This window comes from Lelliottia sp. JS-SCA-14 (assembly GCF_035593345.1).
GTDB lineage: Bacteria > Pseudomonadota > Gammaproteobacteria > Enterobacterales > Enterobacteriaceae > Enterobacter > Enterobacter wanjuensis.
Genome location: NZ_CP141606.1, coordinates 2,118,900 through 2,138,910, shown reverse-complemented (window position 1 = coordinate 2,138,910; position 20,011 = coordinate 2,118,900). Strand labels below are relative to the sequence as shown.

Here is a 20,011-nt window from a genome sequence, read left to right as displayed (position 1 = left end):
CCCTTGCGGAACGATTTATAATCGAACGGTCTCTAAACAGGTCCGCAAAATAATCTTGTGAAATATAGGGTTAATACATTTGCTGTAAAGAAACGCAAAAGGCCGCGGGAATCGCTTCCCGCGGCGTTGTTTTACGCAATCAACAGTTGATGGTTAGCCAGCAGCGTGGCCAGGTCCGTCTGCACGCCGTTGAGTGTCACCAGCGTGGTCGGTGTGAACTGGCCGCTCGACCCGTCCAGGTCAACCTGGATCTCGGTATTGCTGCCGTTTTGCACCACACGAATGTAATCGGCAACGTTGCCCGCACTGCTGTCCAGCGCCGCCACGCCGTTCACGTAGCTCGCGGAGCCCGTGCCGGTGTAACCGCTGCCGGAGAGCAGATCGCGCAGGTCGATGCGATCCGTATCCGCGGTCCCTTCCCAGGTGCCGACGGTGAACCCGTTCACCACATCACTGCCGTTACCGCCCGTGGCATCCGAGGCGTTGATCAGCTTATAGAGCAACGTATCGTGTCCCCCGCTGCCGATATTGAAGGTGTCATTCCCGCCGCGGCCTTCGAACTGGTTATCACTGCTGTTACCGGTGATGACATCGTTGTAGTCCGAGCCGTTAATACCTTCAATGTTCAGCAGTCGCGAGGTGCCAAAGCCCGTGTCCTGGGCCGTGGACAGACGCAGGTCAACGGTGACCGCCGACGTCGCATTCCGGTAGTCCACCACGTCCATGCCACCGGTATTGCTCCAGGTGTCATAGTCGGAGGTGGTATTCCAGCCGCCGGAGCCGTTATAGGTATAGGTGCCATCTTCTGCCACGAAGGTGTCGTTATACCCGGTCCCGGTGATCGTTCCGCTGTGGACGCCGGTTGCCGCTTCGGCGGTTAGGACATAGCCCTCTTTACCGTTGCCCGCTTCCAGACCGTCCCAGGTAACGTTATCCGACACGCCGTTGGTGATCTTCACAATCTGCGCCGAGTAGGTTTCGCTAGGATCCAGACCGTAGAAACTCACCAGTGCCGTGGTGTCGTTCGACCCCACACCCGACTGGGCGTTGATGATCTGCGATGCCACCAGGACACCTGCTGCGTTATACAGATTGACCGTATTCCCGTAGTAGGCGTTGATGCCTTCGCTATCCACAATGTGCAGGTGCATCGCGGTACCGTCGGTGATGGTCTTGCTGTTCTGGAGCAGAACCACTTTGCCGTTCTGCTGAGACACCAGCAGATCCTGAGCACCATCCCAGTTGTAATCCACTGCCGCCATACCCGTCACGTTCACCAGCGCCGACGCCAGCTGGCTTGAAGTCCAGGTGGAGCCGTAGCCGTTGTTGGTGAACAGGGTTGCCGTCTGCGAACCGCCGTAGGTGCTGAGTTTGACGATGTCCATCTGGCCATCGGCGTTCCAGTCCACGGCCACGGAGAGATAACCCGCCGTGGCGTTAGACGCCTCGACCGCACTCTTGGTGGTCAGGAGTTTGCCGGCACCGTCGTTGTAGTAAATCACCCCGCCGTTGTTGTTGTAGGTGGTCCCCAGATACAGGTCCATGTAGCCATCGCCGTTGAAGTCCGCCCACGTCATTGACGCCGCCGTGGTGGTATTCGCGCTGTTACCGACAAACACGTTGGTGATGTCCTGGCCCACGGACAGAGTCCCGGTGCCGCTGTTGGAAATCACGGTCAGCGTATAGGCGCTGCTTCGGTTAGTGTGCTGCACCACATCCACGGCACCATCGTTGTTGATGTCGACGCCGGAGATTTCGCGCCCGGAATCGAACTGACCATAGAAGCCACCTTCCCCACCGGTGCCGTCCGGCGTCAGCACGCCGTTGTTGTTCACCAGATAGGTCAGGGAGTCCATACCCGCATCTCCGTAAGCCATATCCAGATAACCATCGCCGGTCTTGTCGTAGGCAATCACACCGCCGTAGTAGATCGCCGCGCCCATCGCCTGCTGGCTACCGGTGTAGCTGCTCCCGTCGTAGGTCCACATCACCTGAGTGTTGTTGGTATACGAGGTCTCCGTCGCAAACACGTCCATCGTCCCGTTACGGTCATAGTCCGCAGAGGTATAGCTGATGACGTTCCCCCCACGGGTGTTGGTCAGGGCGTTTGCCGCGTAGGTCGACGCATCGCTGCTGGAATAAGCCTGTCCGTTCGCAATAATCGTCCACAGACCGCTGCTGTTCAGCCCCACCGACATGGCTTCGTTGTTCGAATTCCCCGCCGTGGTTGCCCAGTCGGTATTCACCGTCGTGGTACCAATGACCAGGCTACCGGTGGTCACGCCGGTGTTATTCCCGTTACCCGCGCTGCTCTTCACCTGCGCCGTCACGTCATAGCTCGCCACCGCTAAGGTATCGCTGTCCGGGATCTGCAGATACCAGGTGTTATGGTCAGGATCGACCACCACCGCACCGCCGGTCTGGGAGGTGTAGGTTTTACCGTTCACCTTCACTTCCAGGTACTCGCCGTTCTCCAGATCGGCAGAGACATTCCCGCCGACGATCGGTGTGGTATCCGAGGTCGTCTGAGCGGTCACCGTCGCCACCGTAGTCGGTACGCTGGTATCCACACCCAGCACAAACCCGGCAGATTCGGTGTAGTTCCCCGCGAGATCCGTGATACGCAGAACGTAGGTGTGGTTCCCGTCGCTCAGGCCGTTATCCTGGAAGGACCAGCTGGCGCTGCCGTTCATCGTGACCTGACCCAGCAGGATCCCGTCACGATACAGCTGCATGATCTCACCCTCATCCGGCGCACGGTTCAGCGTGCCGGTAATCACCGGTGACGTATCGTCCGTGGTCACCGAGGAGCCGAAGGTCCCCTGGCGCTCGCCTTCCGAATCGGTGTAGCTCACCACCGTCCCCACCGTGGCTGGCACGGTGGTATCAACCGTCACTTCCTGAGAGGTGGTTGACCCGACGTTGCCCGCCTGATCGATAATCCGCACCTGATAGGTGTAATCCCCGTCAGCCAGTTCACGCGTGTCCACGTAGCTCCAGCGCTGGTTGGTGACGCTGGCATCGATCCAGGTGTTGCCGCCGTCCAGGCTGATCTGCACACGTTCATCGCTGGCCAGCGCGCTGCCCAGTGAACCGTTCACCGTCAGCGTGGTGTCCATGGTGATGAAATCACTGGTGGACTGCCCGGTATCATCACTGATGCTGTCAATGGTGATGCCGTACTGTGGCGACTGCGTATCCACAGTGACCGCCTGCGAGGTGGTTGCCCCCACGTTACCCGCCTGGTCAACCACGCGAACCTGATAGTTATAGCTGCCATCAGTCAGAGTACGCGCGTCGTTGTAGCTCCACTGCGTGCCATTGACTTCGGCGTAAACCCAGGTCGTGCCGCCGTCCATACTCACCTGCACAAACTCATTGCTGCCGAGCGCTGCGCCCAGCGTGCCGTTCAGGGTGTACGACGTTGAGCTGGTCAGGAAGTCGTTGTTATCAAAGCCGGTATCCACGGCAATGTTATCCACGGTCACGGTGATCGCCGCGTCCGGTGCGACGGTGTCAACGGTCACCTGCTGCTGGGCGTTAGATCCGATATTGCCCGCCGCATCAACGACACGTACGAAGTAGGTGTAGGTGCCGTTATCCAGCGTACGCGTGTCAGTGTAGAACCAGCTGTTGCCGGTCACGTTGACGTTCTGCCAGGTCACGCCGCCGTCGATGCTGATCTGCGCGTACTCACCCTCAGAGAGCGTCGCCGCCAGCGTTCCGTTCACCGTCAGGGACGTATCGTTGGTGATAAAGTCGCTGTTGCTCAGGCCCGTATCGTCCGAGATGCTGTCGATGGTGATGACTTTGCTGGCGTCCGGCACGGTGGTATCAATCGTCACCACCTGGCTTACGCTGGCGCTGATGTTGCCCGCATCGTCAATCACGCGCAGCTGGTAGTTGTAATCCCCATCGGCCAGCGTACGGCCATCGACGTAAGTCCAGCTCGTGCCGCTGACGCTGACATCGCTCCAGGTCACGCCGCCGTCAATACTGATCTGCGCGTGCTCACCGCTGGCGAGCGTCGCACCCAGGGTTCCTTTCAGGCTGATCTGGTTGTCGCTGGTGATGAAATCACTCGCCGACAGACCCGTATCCTGAGTCACCGCATCCACGGTAATGATGGTGGCCGCCGGAGCCGTCAGGTCGATCACCACATCCTGGCTGTCGGTTGCGCCGACGTTGCCTGCGTTATCGATCACACGAACCTGATACTGGTAAGTCCCGTCGGTCAGGGTGCGGCTGTCGCTGTAGCGCCATGTCGTGCCGGTCACCGTCAGGTCAGTCCAGGTGGTGCCGCCGTCGAGGCTGATCTGCGCTTTCTCGTTGTTACCGAGCTGCGCCGTCAGGGAGCCGTTGACGACCACCGAGCTGTCGCTGGTGATGAAATCACTCCCGCTCAGGCCGGTATCGTTTTGCAGCGAATCAATGCTGATGCCCATCGACGGCGCGGTCAGATCCACGTTGATGGTGTGGTCTGCGCTGACGCTGTTGCCGATAGCGTTGCTCACCTGCGCATTGATGACATAAGCGCCGCCATCGGCCAGGGCCGTGACATCTGCGCTGCCCAGCGTCGTGCTCCAGGTCCCGTCGTTCTGCACCGTAGTGGTGTAGGTTTTGCCGTTCAGCGTAATGGTCACCGTCTGGCCCGCAGGCGCGTCGGTGGTGCCATTGATCATAAGCGGCGTGCCGTGCTCGGCGGCGCTGACGATGTCATCCTCGGCAAAGGTGTTGATGGTGATGGTCGGAACATCCCCGCTGAGGGTCACATCGTGCGTGCCGCTGCCCGGGTTGCCCGCTTTATCACTCACGGACGCCGTAATGGTGTAGCTTCCGTCGCTCAGGCCGAGGAAATCACGCCCTGGAACGAACACCGACCATGTGCCATCCGCCGCCGCAGTCGCCTGATAGCTGTGACCGTTGAAGGAGACCGTCACAATCTGGCCCTGCTCCGCCGTGGTGGTCCCGCTGATCGTCTGGCCCGCCAGCTGCTCGGTATTGTTGACAATATCGTCGCCCGCCACCGCTGCAATCGTGACCGTTGGTGCAAGGGTATCGACCGTCAGGGTATGCGTGGTCTGACCGTTATTGCCCGCCTTATCGTTCACCGATGCGGTGACCGTCAGGGCCCCCTGGCTCAGGGTGGACAGGTCCGTTGCCGGAACATCCAGCGTCCAGGTGCCGTCACTGGCGACCGTCGCGGTATAGGTTTTCCCACCCAGCGTGACCGTCACGGTTTGACCCGCTTCAGCACTGGAGGAGCCATTGACCGTCAGCGGCTGCTGCGCTTCGGCTGCGTTCAGCACGTCATCCCCGGAGAGGGTCGCGATGCTGACCACCGGCGCGGTGAGATCGACACTGATAGCGTGCGATGCCGTTGCGCTGTTGCCTACGCTGTCCTCGGCAGAGACGAACACGCCATAGTTTCCGCCATCGGCCAGCGCCGCGACGTCCGTTGCCGGTACGGTCGTCGTCCAGGAGCCATCGTCCTGAATGGTCGCCACATAGTTCTTGCCGTTCAGGGTGACCGTCACCTGCGTCCCGCTGGCGAACTGCGCGCTTGACCCACCGATCGTCAGCGCATTGCCCGCTTCCGCCGCGTTGATCACGTCATCATCGCTAATGGTGTTAACGGTCAACATCACCGATGCGGTGTTGATCGCCACGTCGTGGGTCTGGGTGCTGCTGTTGCCCGCGCCGTCAGTGATGGTCGCGCTGATGGTGGTGGTCCCGTCCTGCAGCGCCGAGATCACGCTTGCCGGTACGCCCACGCTCCAGTTTCCGCTGGCATCGACGGTGGTGGTGTACTGATTCGCCCCGATAGTGATCACCAGCTTATCGCCGACGCTCGCGCCGGTGGTGGTGCCGCTGACGATCTGCGCCTGCGCGTGCTCCTCGCGGTTGATCACGTCATCGCCTGCAACGGTGTTGAAGCTAATGACCGGCGGCGTGGTATCCAGGGTAATGACCTTATCGGCGCTTCCTGGGTTACCTGCTGCATCGTTAACGCTCGCCTGGACGGTGTAGCCGCTGTCGGCCATCGCCGTCAGGTCTGCCGTCGGAACCGTTACGCTCCAGATGCCGCCCTGCTGAACCTGCGCGGTGTAACTGTTGCCGCCCAGAGTCACGGTGACCGTCTGACCGACTTCCGCCGTCGTGGAGCCGGTAATGGCTACACCCGCCGCCGCTTCGCTGCCGTTGATCACATTGTCGCTTGCCACCGTATCGATGATCACGGTTGGCGCCGTGGCATCGACGCTGTACTCGCGGCCCGCCGACGCGCTGTTGCCGTTCACGTTGGTGACGCTGGCCTGCACGCTGGCGTCGCCGTCTTTCAGGCTGGTCAGGTCCGCCGCCGGAACGGTGGTAGTCCAGTTGCCGTCTGCGTCCACGCTTGCGGTGTAGGATTTACCGCCGAAGGTAACTGACACAGTCTGGCCTTCTTCCACGTTGGACGTGGAGCCGGAAAGAACCAGATCTGCGCCCTTCTCAGCCGCGTTGATCACGTCGTCTGTAGAGACCACGTCGATGCTGATCGCAACTTCTGCCAGATCGACGGTCACGTCGTGGCTGATGGCGACCGGGTTACCCGCGGTGCTCTGCCCTTCAACGCTCACGGTTACGCTGCCTGCCGCAAACGCGTTAACGTCTGCCGCTGGAACGGCGGCGGACCAGGTGCCGTCTGCCAGCACCGTTGCCGGATAGGTTTTGCCGTTAACGGTGACGGTCAGCAGAGTGCCTGCCGTCAGGCCGTCGCTGGAACCGGTGATAATCAGGTTCTGGCCGTGCTCGATGCTGTTGATCACATCGTCACCCGCGACAGTGTCGACACGCAGACCCGGCAGGTTGGCGTCGATAGTGATATCGCGCTCGACGGAACCGGTGTTGCCCACGCCATTGGTCACGGAGGCGGTTACGGTCAGATCGCCATTGCCGATAGCCGTTAATACATCAGCCGGGACGTTCACCGACCAGGTCAGATCGTCCTGAACCGTTGCGGTGTAGGTGTTGCCGCCAATGGTCAGGGTGACCGTGTTGCCAGCTTCCGCGTTCGACACTTTACCGCTGATGGTCTGGCCTGCCGCGACTTCTGCGGCGTTCACCACGTCATCACCGGCGATAGTGTTGATGGTCACACCAGGCAGCGCCGTATCCACCCGCAGGTTCGCGGTGTTGCTGATGCTGTTGCCCACATCGCTGGTCGCGGCTGCGCTCAGGGTATAGTTCGCTTCGCCCAGGGCTGCCAGATCCGCTGCCGGAACCGTCAGGCTCCAGCTGCCGTCGGCTGCCGTGGTCGCGGTGTAGTTCTTGCCGTTCAGGGAAACCGTCACCTGGGTGCCTTCGGACAGGTTCGCGCTGGTGCCGCTGACGTTAAGATCCTGGCCTTTCTCGACCGCGTTCAACACGTTGTCGGCTGAAATGGCGTCGAAGCCCACGGATGGCAGACCGGTGTCGACCGTCACGTCGTGCGTGCCGGTGCCGGTGTTGCCCGCCACGTCGGTGACGCTGGCGCTGATGGTCACAGAACCGTCCTGCAGCGCGGAAATCACGCTCGCCGGTACGCCGACGCTCCAGTTGCCCGCCGCATCCAGCACGGTGGTGTAGGTCTGGCCGCCAACAGTGACAGTGACCTTATCGCCCGCGGCCGCGCCGGTGGCGGAGCCGCTGATGATCTGTGCCTGAGCGTGTTCCGCCAGGTTGATCACGTCATCACCTGCCACGGTGTTGATGGTGACCACCGGTGCGGTCAGATCGACCGTCAGGGTGTGATCCACCGATGCCGGGTTGCCCGCTTTGTCGCTGACGGAAGCGGTCACAGTCAGGACACCGTCATTCAGGGCGGCCAGATCTGCTGCCGGAACCGTGACGCTCCAGTTGCCGTCTGCGCCCACGGTGGTGGTGTAATCCACACCGTTCAGGCTCAGGGTCACCGTCTGCCCCGCTTCTGCGGTGCTGGTGCCGGTGAGAGTCAGATCCGCCTGTGCTTCGGTCGCGTTCAGCATGTCGTCAGCCGCAATGGTGCTGATGGTCACGGTTGGTGCCGTGGCATCGACGCTGTACTCGCGGCCTGCCGACGCGCTGTTGCCGTTCACGTTGGTGACGCTTGCCTGCACGCTGGCATCGCCGTCTTTCAGGTTGGTCAGATCGGCAGAAGGAACGGTGGTGGTCCAGTTGCCTTCCGCGTCCACGCTTGCGGTGTAGGACTTGCCGCCGAAGGTGACTGACACCGTCTGGCCTGCTTCCACGTTGGACGTGGAGCCAGACAGGACCAGATCGACGCCCTTCTCTGCCGCGTTGATCACGTCGTCGGTGGAGATCACGTCAATGCTGATCGCCACCTCTGCCAGATCGACGGTGACGTCGTGGCTGATCGCAACAGGGTTACCCGCGCCGCTCTGCCCTTCAACAGTGACTGTCACGCTGCCTGCTGCCAGTGCGCTGACGTCTGTCGCCGGAACGGCGGCGGACCAGGTGCCGTCTGCCAGCACGGTGGCCGGGTAGGTTTTGCCGTTCACGGTGACGGTCAGCAGAGTGCCTTGTGCCAGACCATCGCTGGAGCCAGTGATAATCAGGTTCTGCCCGTGCTCGATGCTGTTGATCACATCGTCGCCCGCCACGGTGTCGACACGCAGGCCCGGAATGTTCGCATTGATAGTCATATCACGCTCGCCGGAACCGGTGTTGCCCACGCCGTTAGTCACGGAAGCTACAACGGTGAGATCGCCGTTGCCGAGCGCCGTCAGCACGTCCGCAGGAACGTTCACCGACCAGGTCAAATCGCTCTGAACCGTTGCAGTGTAAGTGTTGCCACCGATGGTCAGCGTCACGGTGTTGCCCGCCTCTGCGTTCACCACTTTACCGCTGATGTTCTGGCCCGCCGCGACTTCCGCCGCGTTGATCACGTCGTCACCGGCGATGGTGTTGAGGGTCACACCAGGCAGCGCCGTATCCACCCGCAGGTTCGCGGTGTTGCTGATGCTGTTGCCCACATCGCTGGTCGCGGCTGCGCTCAGGGTGTAGTTCGCTTCACCCAGGGCTGCGAGATCCGCTGCCGGAACCGTCAGGCTCCAGCTGCCGTCCGCTGCCGTGGTCGCGGTGTAGTTCTTGCCGTTCAGGGAAACCGTCACCAGGGTGCCTTCGGACAGGTTCGCGCTGGTACCGCTGACGTTCAGATCCTGGCCTTTCTCGACCGCGTTCAGCACGTTATCGGCTGAAATGGCGTCGAAGCCCACGGATGGCAGACCGGTGTCGACCGTCACGTCGTGTGTGCCGGTGCCGGTGTTGCCCGCCACATCGGTGACGCTGGCGCTGATGGTCACAGAACCGTCCTGCAATGCAGAGATGACGCTCGCCGGAACACCCACGCTCCAGTTGCCCGCCGCGTCGAGCACGGTGGTGTAGGTCTGGCCGCCAACAGTGACAGTGACCTTATCGCCCGCTGCCGCGCCGGTGGCGGAGCCGCTGATGATCTGCGCCTGAGCATGTTCCGCCAGGTTGATCACGTCATCGCCTGCGACGGTGTTGATGGTGACCACCGGTGCTGTCAGATCGACCGTCAGGGTGTGATCCACCGACGCCGGGTTGCCCGCTTTGTCGCTGACGACTGCCGTTACGGTCAGGGTGCCGTCACTCAGTGCTGCCAGATCGGCCGCCGGAACCGTGACGCTCCAGTTGCCATCTGCGCCCACGGTGGTGGTGTAATCCACGCCGTTCAGGCTCAGGGTCACCGTCTGCCCCGCTTCCGCGGTGCTGGTGCCGTTGAGAGTCAGATCCGCCTGCGCTTCGGTGGCGTTAAGCATGTCGTCAGCCGCAATGGTGCTGATGGTCACGGTTGGAGCCGTGGCATCGACGCTGTACTCGCGGCCTGCTGAGGCGCTGTTGCCGTTAACGTTGGTGACGCTTACCTGCACGCTGGCATCGCCGTCTTTGAGGCTGGCCAGATCCGCCGCCGGAACGGTGGTGGTCCAGTTGCCGTCTGCGTCCACGCTTGCGGTGTAGGACTTGCCGCCGAAGGTAACTGACACAGTCTGGTCTGCTTCTACGTTGGACGTGGAGCCGGACAGGACCAGATCAGCGCCCTTCTCAGCCGCGTTGATCACGTCGTCGGTAGAGACCACGTCGATGCTGATCGCGACTTCTGCCAGATCGACGATCACGTCGTGGCTGATAGCGACCGGGTTACCCGCGGTGCTCTGCCCTTCAACGGTTACTGTTACGCTGCCTGCTGCCAGTGCGCTGACATCTGTCGCCGGAACAGCGGCGGACCAGGTGCCGTCTGCCAGCACGGTGGCCGGGTAGGTTTTGCCGTTAACGGTGACAGTCAGCAGAGTGCCTTGTGCCAGACCATCGCTGGAGCCAGTGATAATCAGGTTCTGCCCGTGCTCGATGCTGTTAATGACATCGTCGCCCGCCACGGTATCCACTCGCAGGCCTGGCAGGTTGGCGTCGATAGTGATATCGCGCTCGCCGGAACCGGTGTTGCCTACGCCGTTGGTCACGGAAGCTACAACGGTGAGATCGCCGTTGCCGAGCGCCGTCAGCACGTCCGCAGGAACGTTCACCGACCAGGTCAGATCGCTCTGCACCGTTGCGGTGTAAGTGTTGCCGCCGATGGTCAGCGTCACGGTGTTGCCCGCTTCCGCGTTCACCACTTTGCCGCTGATAGTCTGGCCAGCCGCCACTTCCGCGGCATTGACCACGTCGTCACCGGCGATAGTGTTAATTGTCACGCCAGGCAGTGCCGATCCGACATTCACGGTGTGAGTTGTGCTGGAGCTGTTGCCCACGCTATCCGTCGCCGAAGCGGTGATATCGTAGAGCGCTTCACCCAGGGCACCCACCTGATCGGCAGGAACCGTCGTCGTCCACAGGCCGTTATCGTCCACCGTTGCGCTGTAGGCTTTGCCGTTGAGCATCACGGTGACAATCGCCCCCGCCGCCAGCCCCGTCGCAGTACCGCTGATGGTCAGATCCTGCGTTTTTTCGCTGCTGTTGATCACATCGTCGCCGGAAACCGTGCCGATGGTCAGAACAGGGGCCGTCAGGTTGACTGCCACATCGTGCGTGGTGCTGTTGCTGTTGCCCGCTTTATCGGTTAACGCCGCAGTAACGGTGTAATCCCCGGCAGTCAGTGCGCCCACGTCCGCAGCCGGAATGCCAATGCTCCAGTTGCCAGAGCCATCCAGAACCGCAGTGTAGGATTTGTCGTTCACCGTGACGGTCACCAGATCACCTGCCGCCGCGCCGGTCGCAGAGCCGCTGACGATCAGCGCCTGGCCGTGCTCAGTGGTATTGATCACATCATCGCCGGAGACGGTGTTGATGGTCAGCTGTGGAACCGTGATGTCGACCAGCACGTCGCGCGCCGCCGATGCAGGGTTACCTGCTTTGTCAGAGACGGAGGCGTTGACGGTATAAGTACCATCGCCGAGGGTACCAAGGTCAGCGGCTGGAACGGTCAGACTCCATGTCCCGTTGTCCTGTACGACAGTGGTGTAATCCACGCCGTTTAGGGTGACGGTGACAGTCTGACCGGCTTCGGCATTACTCGTCCCGTTAATGGTCAGCTCGGCCTGCGCTTCGGTCGCATTGAGGATGTTGTCATCGCTGATAATGTCGATGGTCACCGTCGGCGCGGTCGCATCGACGCTGTACTCGCGGCCTGCCGAGGCGCTGTTGCCGTTCACGTTGGTGACGCTTGCCTGAACACTGGCATCGCCGTCTTTGAGGTTGGTCAGATCCGCTGCCGGAACGGTGGTGGTCCAGTTGCCGTCTGCGTCCACATTTGCGGTGTAGGACTTGCCGCCGAAGGTAACTGACACAGTCTGGCCTTCTTCCACGTTAGACGTGGAGCCGGACAGGACCAGATCTGCGCCCTTCTCAGCCGCGTTGATCACGTCGTCGGTAGAGACCACGTCGATGCTGATCGCGACTTCTGCCAGATCGACGGTCACGTCGTGGCTGATGGAAACCGGGTTACCCGCTGTGCTCTGGCCTTCTACGGTCACGGTTACGCTGCCTGCCGCAAACGCGTTAACGTCTGCCGCTGGAACGGCTGCGGACCAGGTGCCGTCTGCCAGTATGGTTGCCGGGTAGGTTTTGCTGTTAACGGTGACGGTCAGCAGAGTGCCTGCGGTCAGACCGTCGCTGGAACCGGTAACGATCAGGTTCTGGCCGTGCTCGATACTGTTGATCACATCGTCGCCCGCCACGGTATCGATACGCAGGCCCGGCAGGTTAGCGTCGATAGTGATATCGCGCTCGACAGAACCGGTGTTGCCCACGCCATTGGTCACGGAGGCGGTTACGGTCAAATCGCCATTGCCGATAGCCGTTAATACATCAGCCGGGACGTTCACCGACCAGGTCAGATCGTCCTGAACCGTAGCAGTGTAGGTGTTGCCACCGATGGTCAGGGTGACCGTGTTGCCCGCTTCCGCGTTCGACACTTTACCGCTGATGGTCTGTCCCGCCGCGACTTCTGCGGCGTTCACCACATCGTCACCGGCGATGGTGTTCAGGGTGACGAGCGGCAGCGCCGTATTGACCAGCACATCGCTGACAGCCGATCCGGTGTTACCCACGCTGTCGGTAACGCTGGCCGTCAGGCGGTAGTTCGCCTCGCCCAGCCAGCCAACCTGATTGGCAGGAACGGTTACGCTCCAGCTGCCGTCCGCCGCCGTGGTGGTATAGAAGTAGCCATCGTTCAGTCTCACCGTGATAGTGGTGCCTTCCGGCTGGTTGCTATACCCCGTCAGCAGCAGATCTTCGCCTTTCTCGGTAGCATTGATCACGTTATCGATCGCGATGGAATTGAAGGCGATCTGTGGGACATCCACGATCACCGCCACATCATGCGTCGCGCTGGTGCTGTTACCCGCTTTATCGGTGACCATCGCCGAAATCGTGGAGTTGCCGGTGTCCAGAGCCCACACGTCCTCTGCCGGAACGCCGATGCTCCAGTTGCCGTTTGCATCCAGCATCGCGGTGTACTCGGTGCCGTTCAGGGTCACGGTGACGACGTCACCCGCCTGCGCGCCCGTCACGGAGCCGGATACCATCAGGGCTTCGCCGCGTTCGGTGCTGTTGATCACATCATCGCCGGAGACGGTGTTGAAGGTGATCTGCGGGACGGTGACATCGACCAGCACGGACGCGCCGGTGCTCGCCGGGTTACCCGCTTTGTCGGACACGGATGCGGTGATCGCCGCGTTGCCGTCTGCGATCCCCGCCATGTCTGCCGCCGGAACGTCGAGCGTCCAGCTGCCGTCGGCCTGCACAGTTGCACTGTACTGATTGCCGTTGAAGGTCACGGTGACAGTCTGGCCCGCTTCCGCACTCGACGTGCCGCTCAGGGTCAGGTCTGCCGCCGCTTCCGCTGCGTTCAGCATGTTGTTGTTGCTGACGGTGTTGATGGTGACGGTCGGTGCGGTGATGTCCACGCTGTAGTCCAGCGCCGCGCTGACGCTGTTGCCGTTCACGTTGGTGACGCTGGCCTGCACGCTGGCGTCGCCGTCTTTCTGGCCCGCGAGGTCAGCGGAAGGTACGGTGGTGCTCCAGTTGCCGTCGGCATCCACGGTCGTGGTGTAGACCTTGCCGCCGAAGATAACTGACACCGTCTGGCCCGCCTCCACGCCGGACGTGGAACCGGACAGAACCAGATCCTGCCCTTTTTCAGCCGCGTTCAGCACGTTGTCGTCGGTGACGCTGTTGATGCTGATGGCAACCGGAGCGAGGTCGACGTCAACCAGGGTGCCGATGGTGACCGGGTTACCGGAGGTGTCCTGCGCGCTGGCGCTGATGGACAGTTCACCGTCCGCCCACTGCGCGACATCTGCCGCCGGAACCGCTGCCAGCCAGGTGCCGTCTGCCAGAACGGTGGCCGCATAGTCGTTGCCGTTGATGGTCAGGGTGACCGTGCTGCCCGCCACCAGATCGGTGCTGGAGCCGGAGATCACCAGGTTCTGACCGTGCTCGATGATGTTAATCACATCGTCGCCCGCCACGGTATCGATACGCAGACCCGGCAGGTTGGCATCAATCGCGAAGTCCAGGGACGAGGCGCTGGTGTTGCCATGGCCGTTGGTCACGCTGACAGTCGCCGTCAGATCACCGTCGCCGAGTGCCGTCAGCAGGGTGCTGTCGAGCGGCAGGCTCCAGGTCAGATCGTCCTGCACGGTCGCGGTGTAGGTCTGTCCGCCGAGAGTGATAGTCACGGTGTCGCCCGCCGCCGCATTGGTTACGCTGCCGGTCAGGGTCTGACCCGCCACCACTTCCGCGGCGTTCACCACGTTATCACCCGCCAGGGTATTGATAGAAACCACCGGCAGGGAACTGTCGACCAGCACGTCATGCGTTGCAGATGCGTTGTTGCCGACGCTGTCGGTGACGCTGGCTGCCACGCTGTAGTTGGCTTCGCCCAGCGCGCTGACTGCGGAAGCCGGAACGGTGACGCTCCAGCTGCCGTCTGCTGTGGTGGTCGCGGTATAGTTGATGCCGTTCAGGCTCACCGTCACGGTGGTGCCTTCCGGCTGATTGCTGGTCCCGGAGAGCAGCAGATCTTCGCCCTTCTCGGTCGCGTTGATCACATCATCCACCGCCAGGGTGTCGATGGCGATAACAGGCGCGTCCAGAGTCACACTCACATCGTGCGTTGCGCTGGTGCTGTTGCCTGCTTTATCGCTGACAGTGGCTGAAATCGTGACGTTGCCGTTGACCAGCGCGCCCACGTCTCCCGCAGGAATGCCCACGCTCCAGTTGCCGTTTGCATCCAGCATCGCGGTGTACTCGGTGCCGTTCAGGGTCACGGTGATGACATCACCCGCCTGCGCGCCGGTCACGGAACCAGACACCATCAGCGCCTGACCGTGCTCGGTGCTGTTGATCACGTCGTCGCCGGAGACGGTGTTGAAGGTGATCTGCGGAACGGTGACATCGACCAGCACGGACGCGCCGGTGCTCGCCGGATTCCCCGCTTTGTCGGACACGGACGCGGTGATCGCCGCGTTGCCGTCTGCGATGTCCGCCATGTCTGCTGCCGGAACGTCGAGCGTCCAGCTGCCGTCCGCCTGCACAGTTGCACTGTATTGATTGCCGTTGAAACTCACGGTGACGGTCTGGCCCGCTTCCGCACTCGAGGTGCCGCTCAGGGTCAGGTCTGCCGCCGCTTCCGCTGCGTTCAGCATGTTGTCAGTGCTGACGGTGTTAATGGTGACGGTCGGTGCGGTGATGTCCACGCTGTAGTCCAGCGCCGCGCTGACGCTGTTTCCGTTCACGTTGGTGACGCTCGCCTGCACGGTTGCGTCGCCGTCTTTCTGGCCCGCGAGATCTGCGGAAGGAACGGTGGTGGTCCAGTTGCCCTCTGCATCCACTGTCGCGGTGTAAACCTTGCCGCCGAAGATAACGGATACCGTCTGGCCTGCTTCCACGCCGGACGTCGACCCGGACAGAACCAGATCCTGCCCTTTTTCAGCCGCGTTCAGCACGTTGTCGTCGGTGACGCTGTTGATGCTGATGGCAACCGGAGCGAGGTCGACGTCAACCAGGGTGCCGATGGTGACCGGGTTACCGGAGGTGTCCTGCGCGCTGGCGCTAATGGACAGTTCACCGTCCGCCCACTGGGCGACATCCGCCGCCGGAACCGCTGCCAGCCAGGTCCCGTCTGCCAGAACCGTCGCCGCATAGTCGTTGCCGTTGATGGTCAGGGTGACCGTGCTGCCCGCCACCAGGTCGGTACTGGAGCCGGAGATCACCAGGTTCTGGCCGTGTTCGATGATGTTAATCACATCGTCGCCCGCCACGGTGTCGATACGCAGACCCGGCAGGTTAGCGTCGATGGCGAAGTCCAGAGATGACGCGCTGGTGTTGCCGTGGCCGTTGGTTACGCTGACAGTCGCCGTCAGATCGCCGTCGCCGAGCGCCGTCAGCAGGGTGCTGTCGAGCGGCAGGCTCCAGGTGAGATCGTCCTGCACGGTCGCGGTGTAAGTCTGTCCGCCGAGAGTGATCGTCACGGTGTCGCCCGCCGCCGCGTTAGTCACGCTGCCGGTCAGGGTCTGGCCCGCCGCCACTTCCGCGGCGTTCACCACGTTGTCACCGGCGATGGTGTTGATGGAAACCACCGGCAGGGAGCTGTCGACCAGCACATTGTGAGAGGCCGACGCGCTGTTGCCGACGCTGTCGGTGACACTGGCCGCCACGCTGTAGTTCGCCTCACCCAGCGCGCTCACTGCGGAAGCCGGAACGGTCACGCTCCAGCTGCCGTCCGCTGCGGTAGTTGCGGTGTAATTGATACCGTTCAGGCTCACCGTCACGGTGGTGCCTTCCGGCTGATTGCTGGTCCCGGAAAGGAGCAGATCTTCGCCCTTCTCGGTCGCGTTGATCACATCGTCCACCGCCAGGGTGTTGATGGCGATGACAGGGGTGAAGGTGTTGACCACCACGTCCAGCGAGCTGCTGCCGGTGTTGCCAGCGGCGTCAGTGACAGAGACACCAATTGTCCAGGTGCCGTCTGCCAGCCCCTGTACGACGGACGCAGGTAGGCCGAGGCTCCAGTTGCCCTCGGCATCCACGACGGTTTTGTACTCAATGCTATTGATGGTGATCGTAACCGCATCCCCGGCCGCGGCACCCGTGACCGAGCCACTCAGGATCTGCGCCTGAGAGTGGGCCGCCTGGTTGACGGTATTGGTGTCGGTCACGAAGTGATTGATGGTGACCTGCGGAACCGTGGCATCCACCAGGCTGACGCGATCCACGCTGCTGCTGTTACCCGCTACGTCGCTGACGCTTGCCGTGACGGTGAGGCTGCCATCCGCCAGCGCGCTCATGTCGGCTGCCGGAACGCTCAGCTGCCAGGTGCCGTTGTTTTGCACCGTCGTCTGGTACTGCTGACCGTTCAGGGTCACGGTGACCGTCTGGCCCGCTTCGGCGTTGCTGGTACCGGAGAGCAGCAGATCCTGCCCGGCTTCCGCCGCGTTGATGATGTTATCGTCAGTCAGGCTGTCGATGGCCACGGTCGGCGCCAGGGTGTCAACCATCACCACGCGCGCGGCGTCGGCGCTGTTGCCATGAACGTTGGTCACGCTCACGCTGATCTGCGCCCGTCCGTCGCTTAAGCCGTCCATCGCGCTGGCAGGCACCGTCAGGCTCCATGAGCCATCTTCCTGCACCTGGGCGGTGAAGGTCTGATCGGCAAATTTCACCACCACGCTCTGCCCCGGCTCCACGCCCTGGGTCTGGCCTGAGAGGGTGAGATCGGCGGCTTTTTCTGCCGCGTTGAGCATGTCATCGCTGCTGATGGTATCGACAGCGATCGCCACGGCGCTCAGGTCGAGTTCAATCGGGTGATTGACGGTAACGGTGTTGCCCCATGCATCCACCGCGTGGGCCGTGACCAGCACGTCGCCTGCGCTCCAGTTTTGCAGGTCAGCCGCCGGGACGCCGATCTGCCAGCTGCCGTTTTGGGCAACCACTGCCGGGTAGTCGACGCCGTTCAGGGTCACGATAACCTGCGTGCCTTCTGCCAGGTGAGTGCTGGAGCCGGTGACGGTCAGATCCTGCTGCTGCTCGATGGCGTTGATGACATCATCGCCCGAAATGGTGTTGATGCGCAGGCCTGGCAGCTCGGCGTTGATATTGATATCGCGCTCGCCGGTGCCGGTGTTGCCGTGGGCGTTGGTGACCGAGGCGGTAAAGGTCAGATCGCCATCGCCAAAGGCGGTGAGATCCGCAGCCGGGATGGTCACGCTCCATTTGAGATCGGCGTCGACTGTCGCCGTATAGCTTTGACCGCCGACGGTAATGGAGACCTTGTCGCCCGCCGCCGCGCCGGTGACGCGTCCGCTGAGGGTTTGATCCTGCGCCGCTTCGGCGTTGTTCACCAGGTTGTCACCCGCGAAGGTATTGATAATGACCTGTGGCAGAACGGTATCCACCAGCAGGTTCGCGGTGGCGGAGCCGGTATTGCCCACGCTGTCGGTACCGCTCACGGTGACGGTATAGAGAGTGTTCGCCAGGTTCAGGACATCAGAGACCGGCACCACAACGGACCAGACACCGCTCTCGACGGTGGTCTGGTAGTTGATGCCATTGAGCGTGACGCTTACCGCACTGCCGTCCGGCAGCGTGCTGGTCCCGCTTAAGGTGAGAGGCTGCACGGCTTCCAGCGCGTTCAGCACGTTGTCCTGGCTCAGGGTATCTACCGTAAAATCTGGCGGGGCGCCGTTGAGGGCAATGTCACGGGTTGCGCTGCCGGTATTGCCTGCCGCGTCGGTGACGGAGACTGAAATCTCATGGCTGCCTTCGCCCAGCGCGCCAATCACGGATGCCGGAACACCGATGTGCCAGCTGCCGTTCGCCAGCACCACGCCGACAAAGGTCTGATCGCCCAGGGTGAGTTTCACCACATCACCCGCTGCCGCGCCGCTCGCCTGACCGGAGATCATCTGCGCCTGGCCCTGCTCGGTGGTGTTGAGCACGTCGTCACCCGAGACGATATCAATGGTGACAACCGGGGCTGCCGTATCCACGCCGAAATTGGCCGTGGTTGACGCTGGGTTACCGGCCTTATCGCTGACGTTCGCCGTCAGGGTGTGATCGCCGTCGACCAGCGCCTGGACGTCACTGGCGTCCAGGGTCAGAGACCATGTGCCATCGCTGCCAACGGTCGCGGTGTAATTTTTATCATTGAGCGTGACCGTGACGATCTGCCCGGCCTCTGCGGTGGTGGTGCCGCTCAGGATCAACGCCTGGCCGTGTTCGGCGGCGTTAATGATATTGTCCTGCGCCAGCGTGTTCACGGTGAGGGCCGGTGCCTGGGTGTCGACAATCAGCGACTGGCTGCCGGTCACGGTGTTACCTGCCGCATCTTTCCCGCTCACGGCGACGGTCCAGTTCCCCTCCCCCAGCGCCTGGGCGTCGGTGGCCGGGACCTCAAGGCTCCAGGTGCCGTTCGCCTTCACGCTGGTGGTGTAGGTTTTCCCGTTCAGCGTGACGGTCAGCGCCGTGTCCTCAGCCAGGTTTTTGCTGGTGCCGGAGAGGGTAAACCCTGCCGACTGCTCGCTGGCATTAATGACATTATCACCCGCCGTCGTCGCAAGCGTAACGCTGGTTTCCGCCGTGGCGACGTTCAGCGTGATGCTGCCCGCCGCGGTGGTTTTGCTGCCGTCGATTTGCACGACCGACCAGGTGTGTTCGCCGTCAGTCTGGGTTGGCAGCTGTACGGTCCAGTTGCCATTCGCGCCAACCATGGTGCTGGCGATGGTGCTGCCGCTGCTGTCCTTGACCTGAATGGTCGCGCCCGGCTGTCCGGAGCCGGTAAAGGTTGGGGTGTTGTCATCCGTGATCTCTTTTGCACTCAGCAGACCCTGCTTGTCACCCGCTTTGTCCGTGACCATGAAGGTCGGCGTCGCGCTCTCGACCTCTTTGGTATTGTCGATAACTTTTGTTCGGGTTCCGCCGTCATCCCCGTGCGCCAGCAGCGCGCCGATGGCGCCGCCGCCCAGCGCCGCACCTGCGATCCAGCCCCACGGGGCATCGCTTAAAATGTTGTCCTGCGCCATGAAGGGTTCGATGCTGGAAATCGGCGTGGCCTGAGCGGTCAACTCCGTGGCCGCCAGACCCGCCCCCTCTGCCGTATCGGCAAAGGCGATATGCGTCAGCTCCTGCTGATCGTTAAACACCAGTTCAGACTGCTTTTGCGTGTCAGGATCTTCGACGAAATAGTTATTGCACCGAATCACACTGCCATCTTTCATATAAATCAGCAGATCTTTCCCCTGGCGAATATAACGCGCCACATCCTGGGCAGAACCGTGGATTTCAATCACGCTCGGCGCAGAGACCGATACGGACAGGTTACCTTCACCCATCAATACCGTTTTCTCTGACGTCTTGCGAACGATGACATCAACAACTTTAGTTTTATTCATATTATTCTCCATTGCAGGCGTACTTAATGCTGTGGGTAATCCTGATGCAGGGATGTAAAAAACCCTGGGAATTAGCCCCA

General features: G+C 61.9%; 1 protein-coding gene. It reads right to left on the bottom strand.

All coding sequences use genetic code 11. The features are described from left to right. Positions 1-131 precede the first annotated feature (131 nt). The gene (locus tag U9O48_RS10030; protein ID WP_324724230.1) at positions 132-19,931 is read right to left on the bottom strand and encodes an Ig-like domain-containing protein; all 19,800 of its coding nucleotides are present in this window, start codon (positions 19,929-19,931) and stop codon (positions 132-134) included. Between the last annotated feature and the right edge of the window lie 80 nt (positions 19,932-20,011).

Bases quoted from the DNA above. Each gene is read 5' to 3' on its own strand.
- U9O48_RS10030 (WP_324724230.1), bottom strand. From the start codon at position 19,931: ATGAATAAAACTAAAGTTGTTGATGTCATCGTTCGCAAGACGTCAGAG.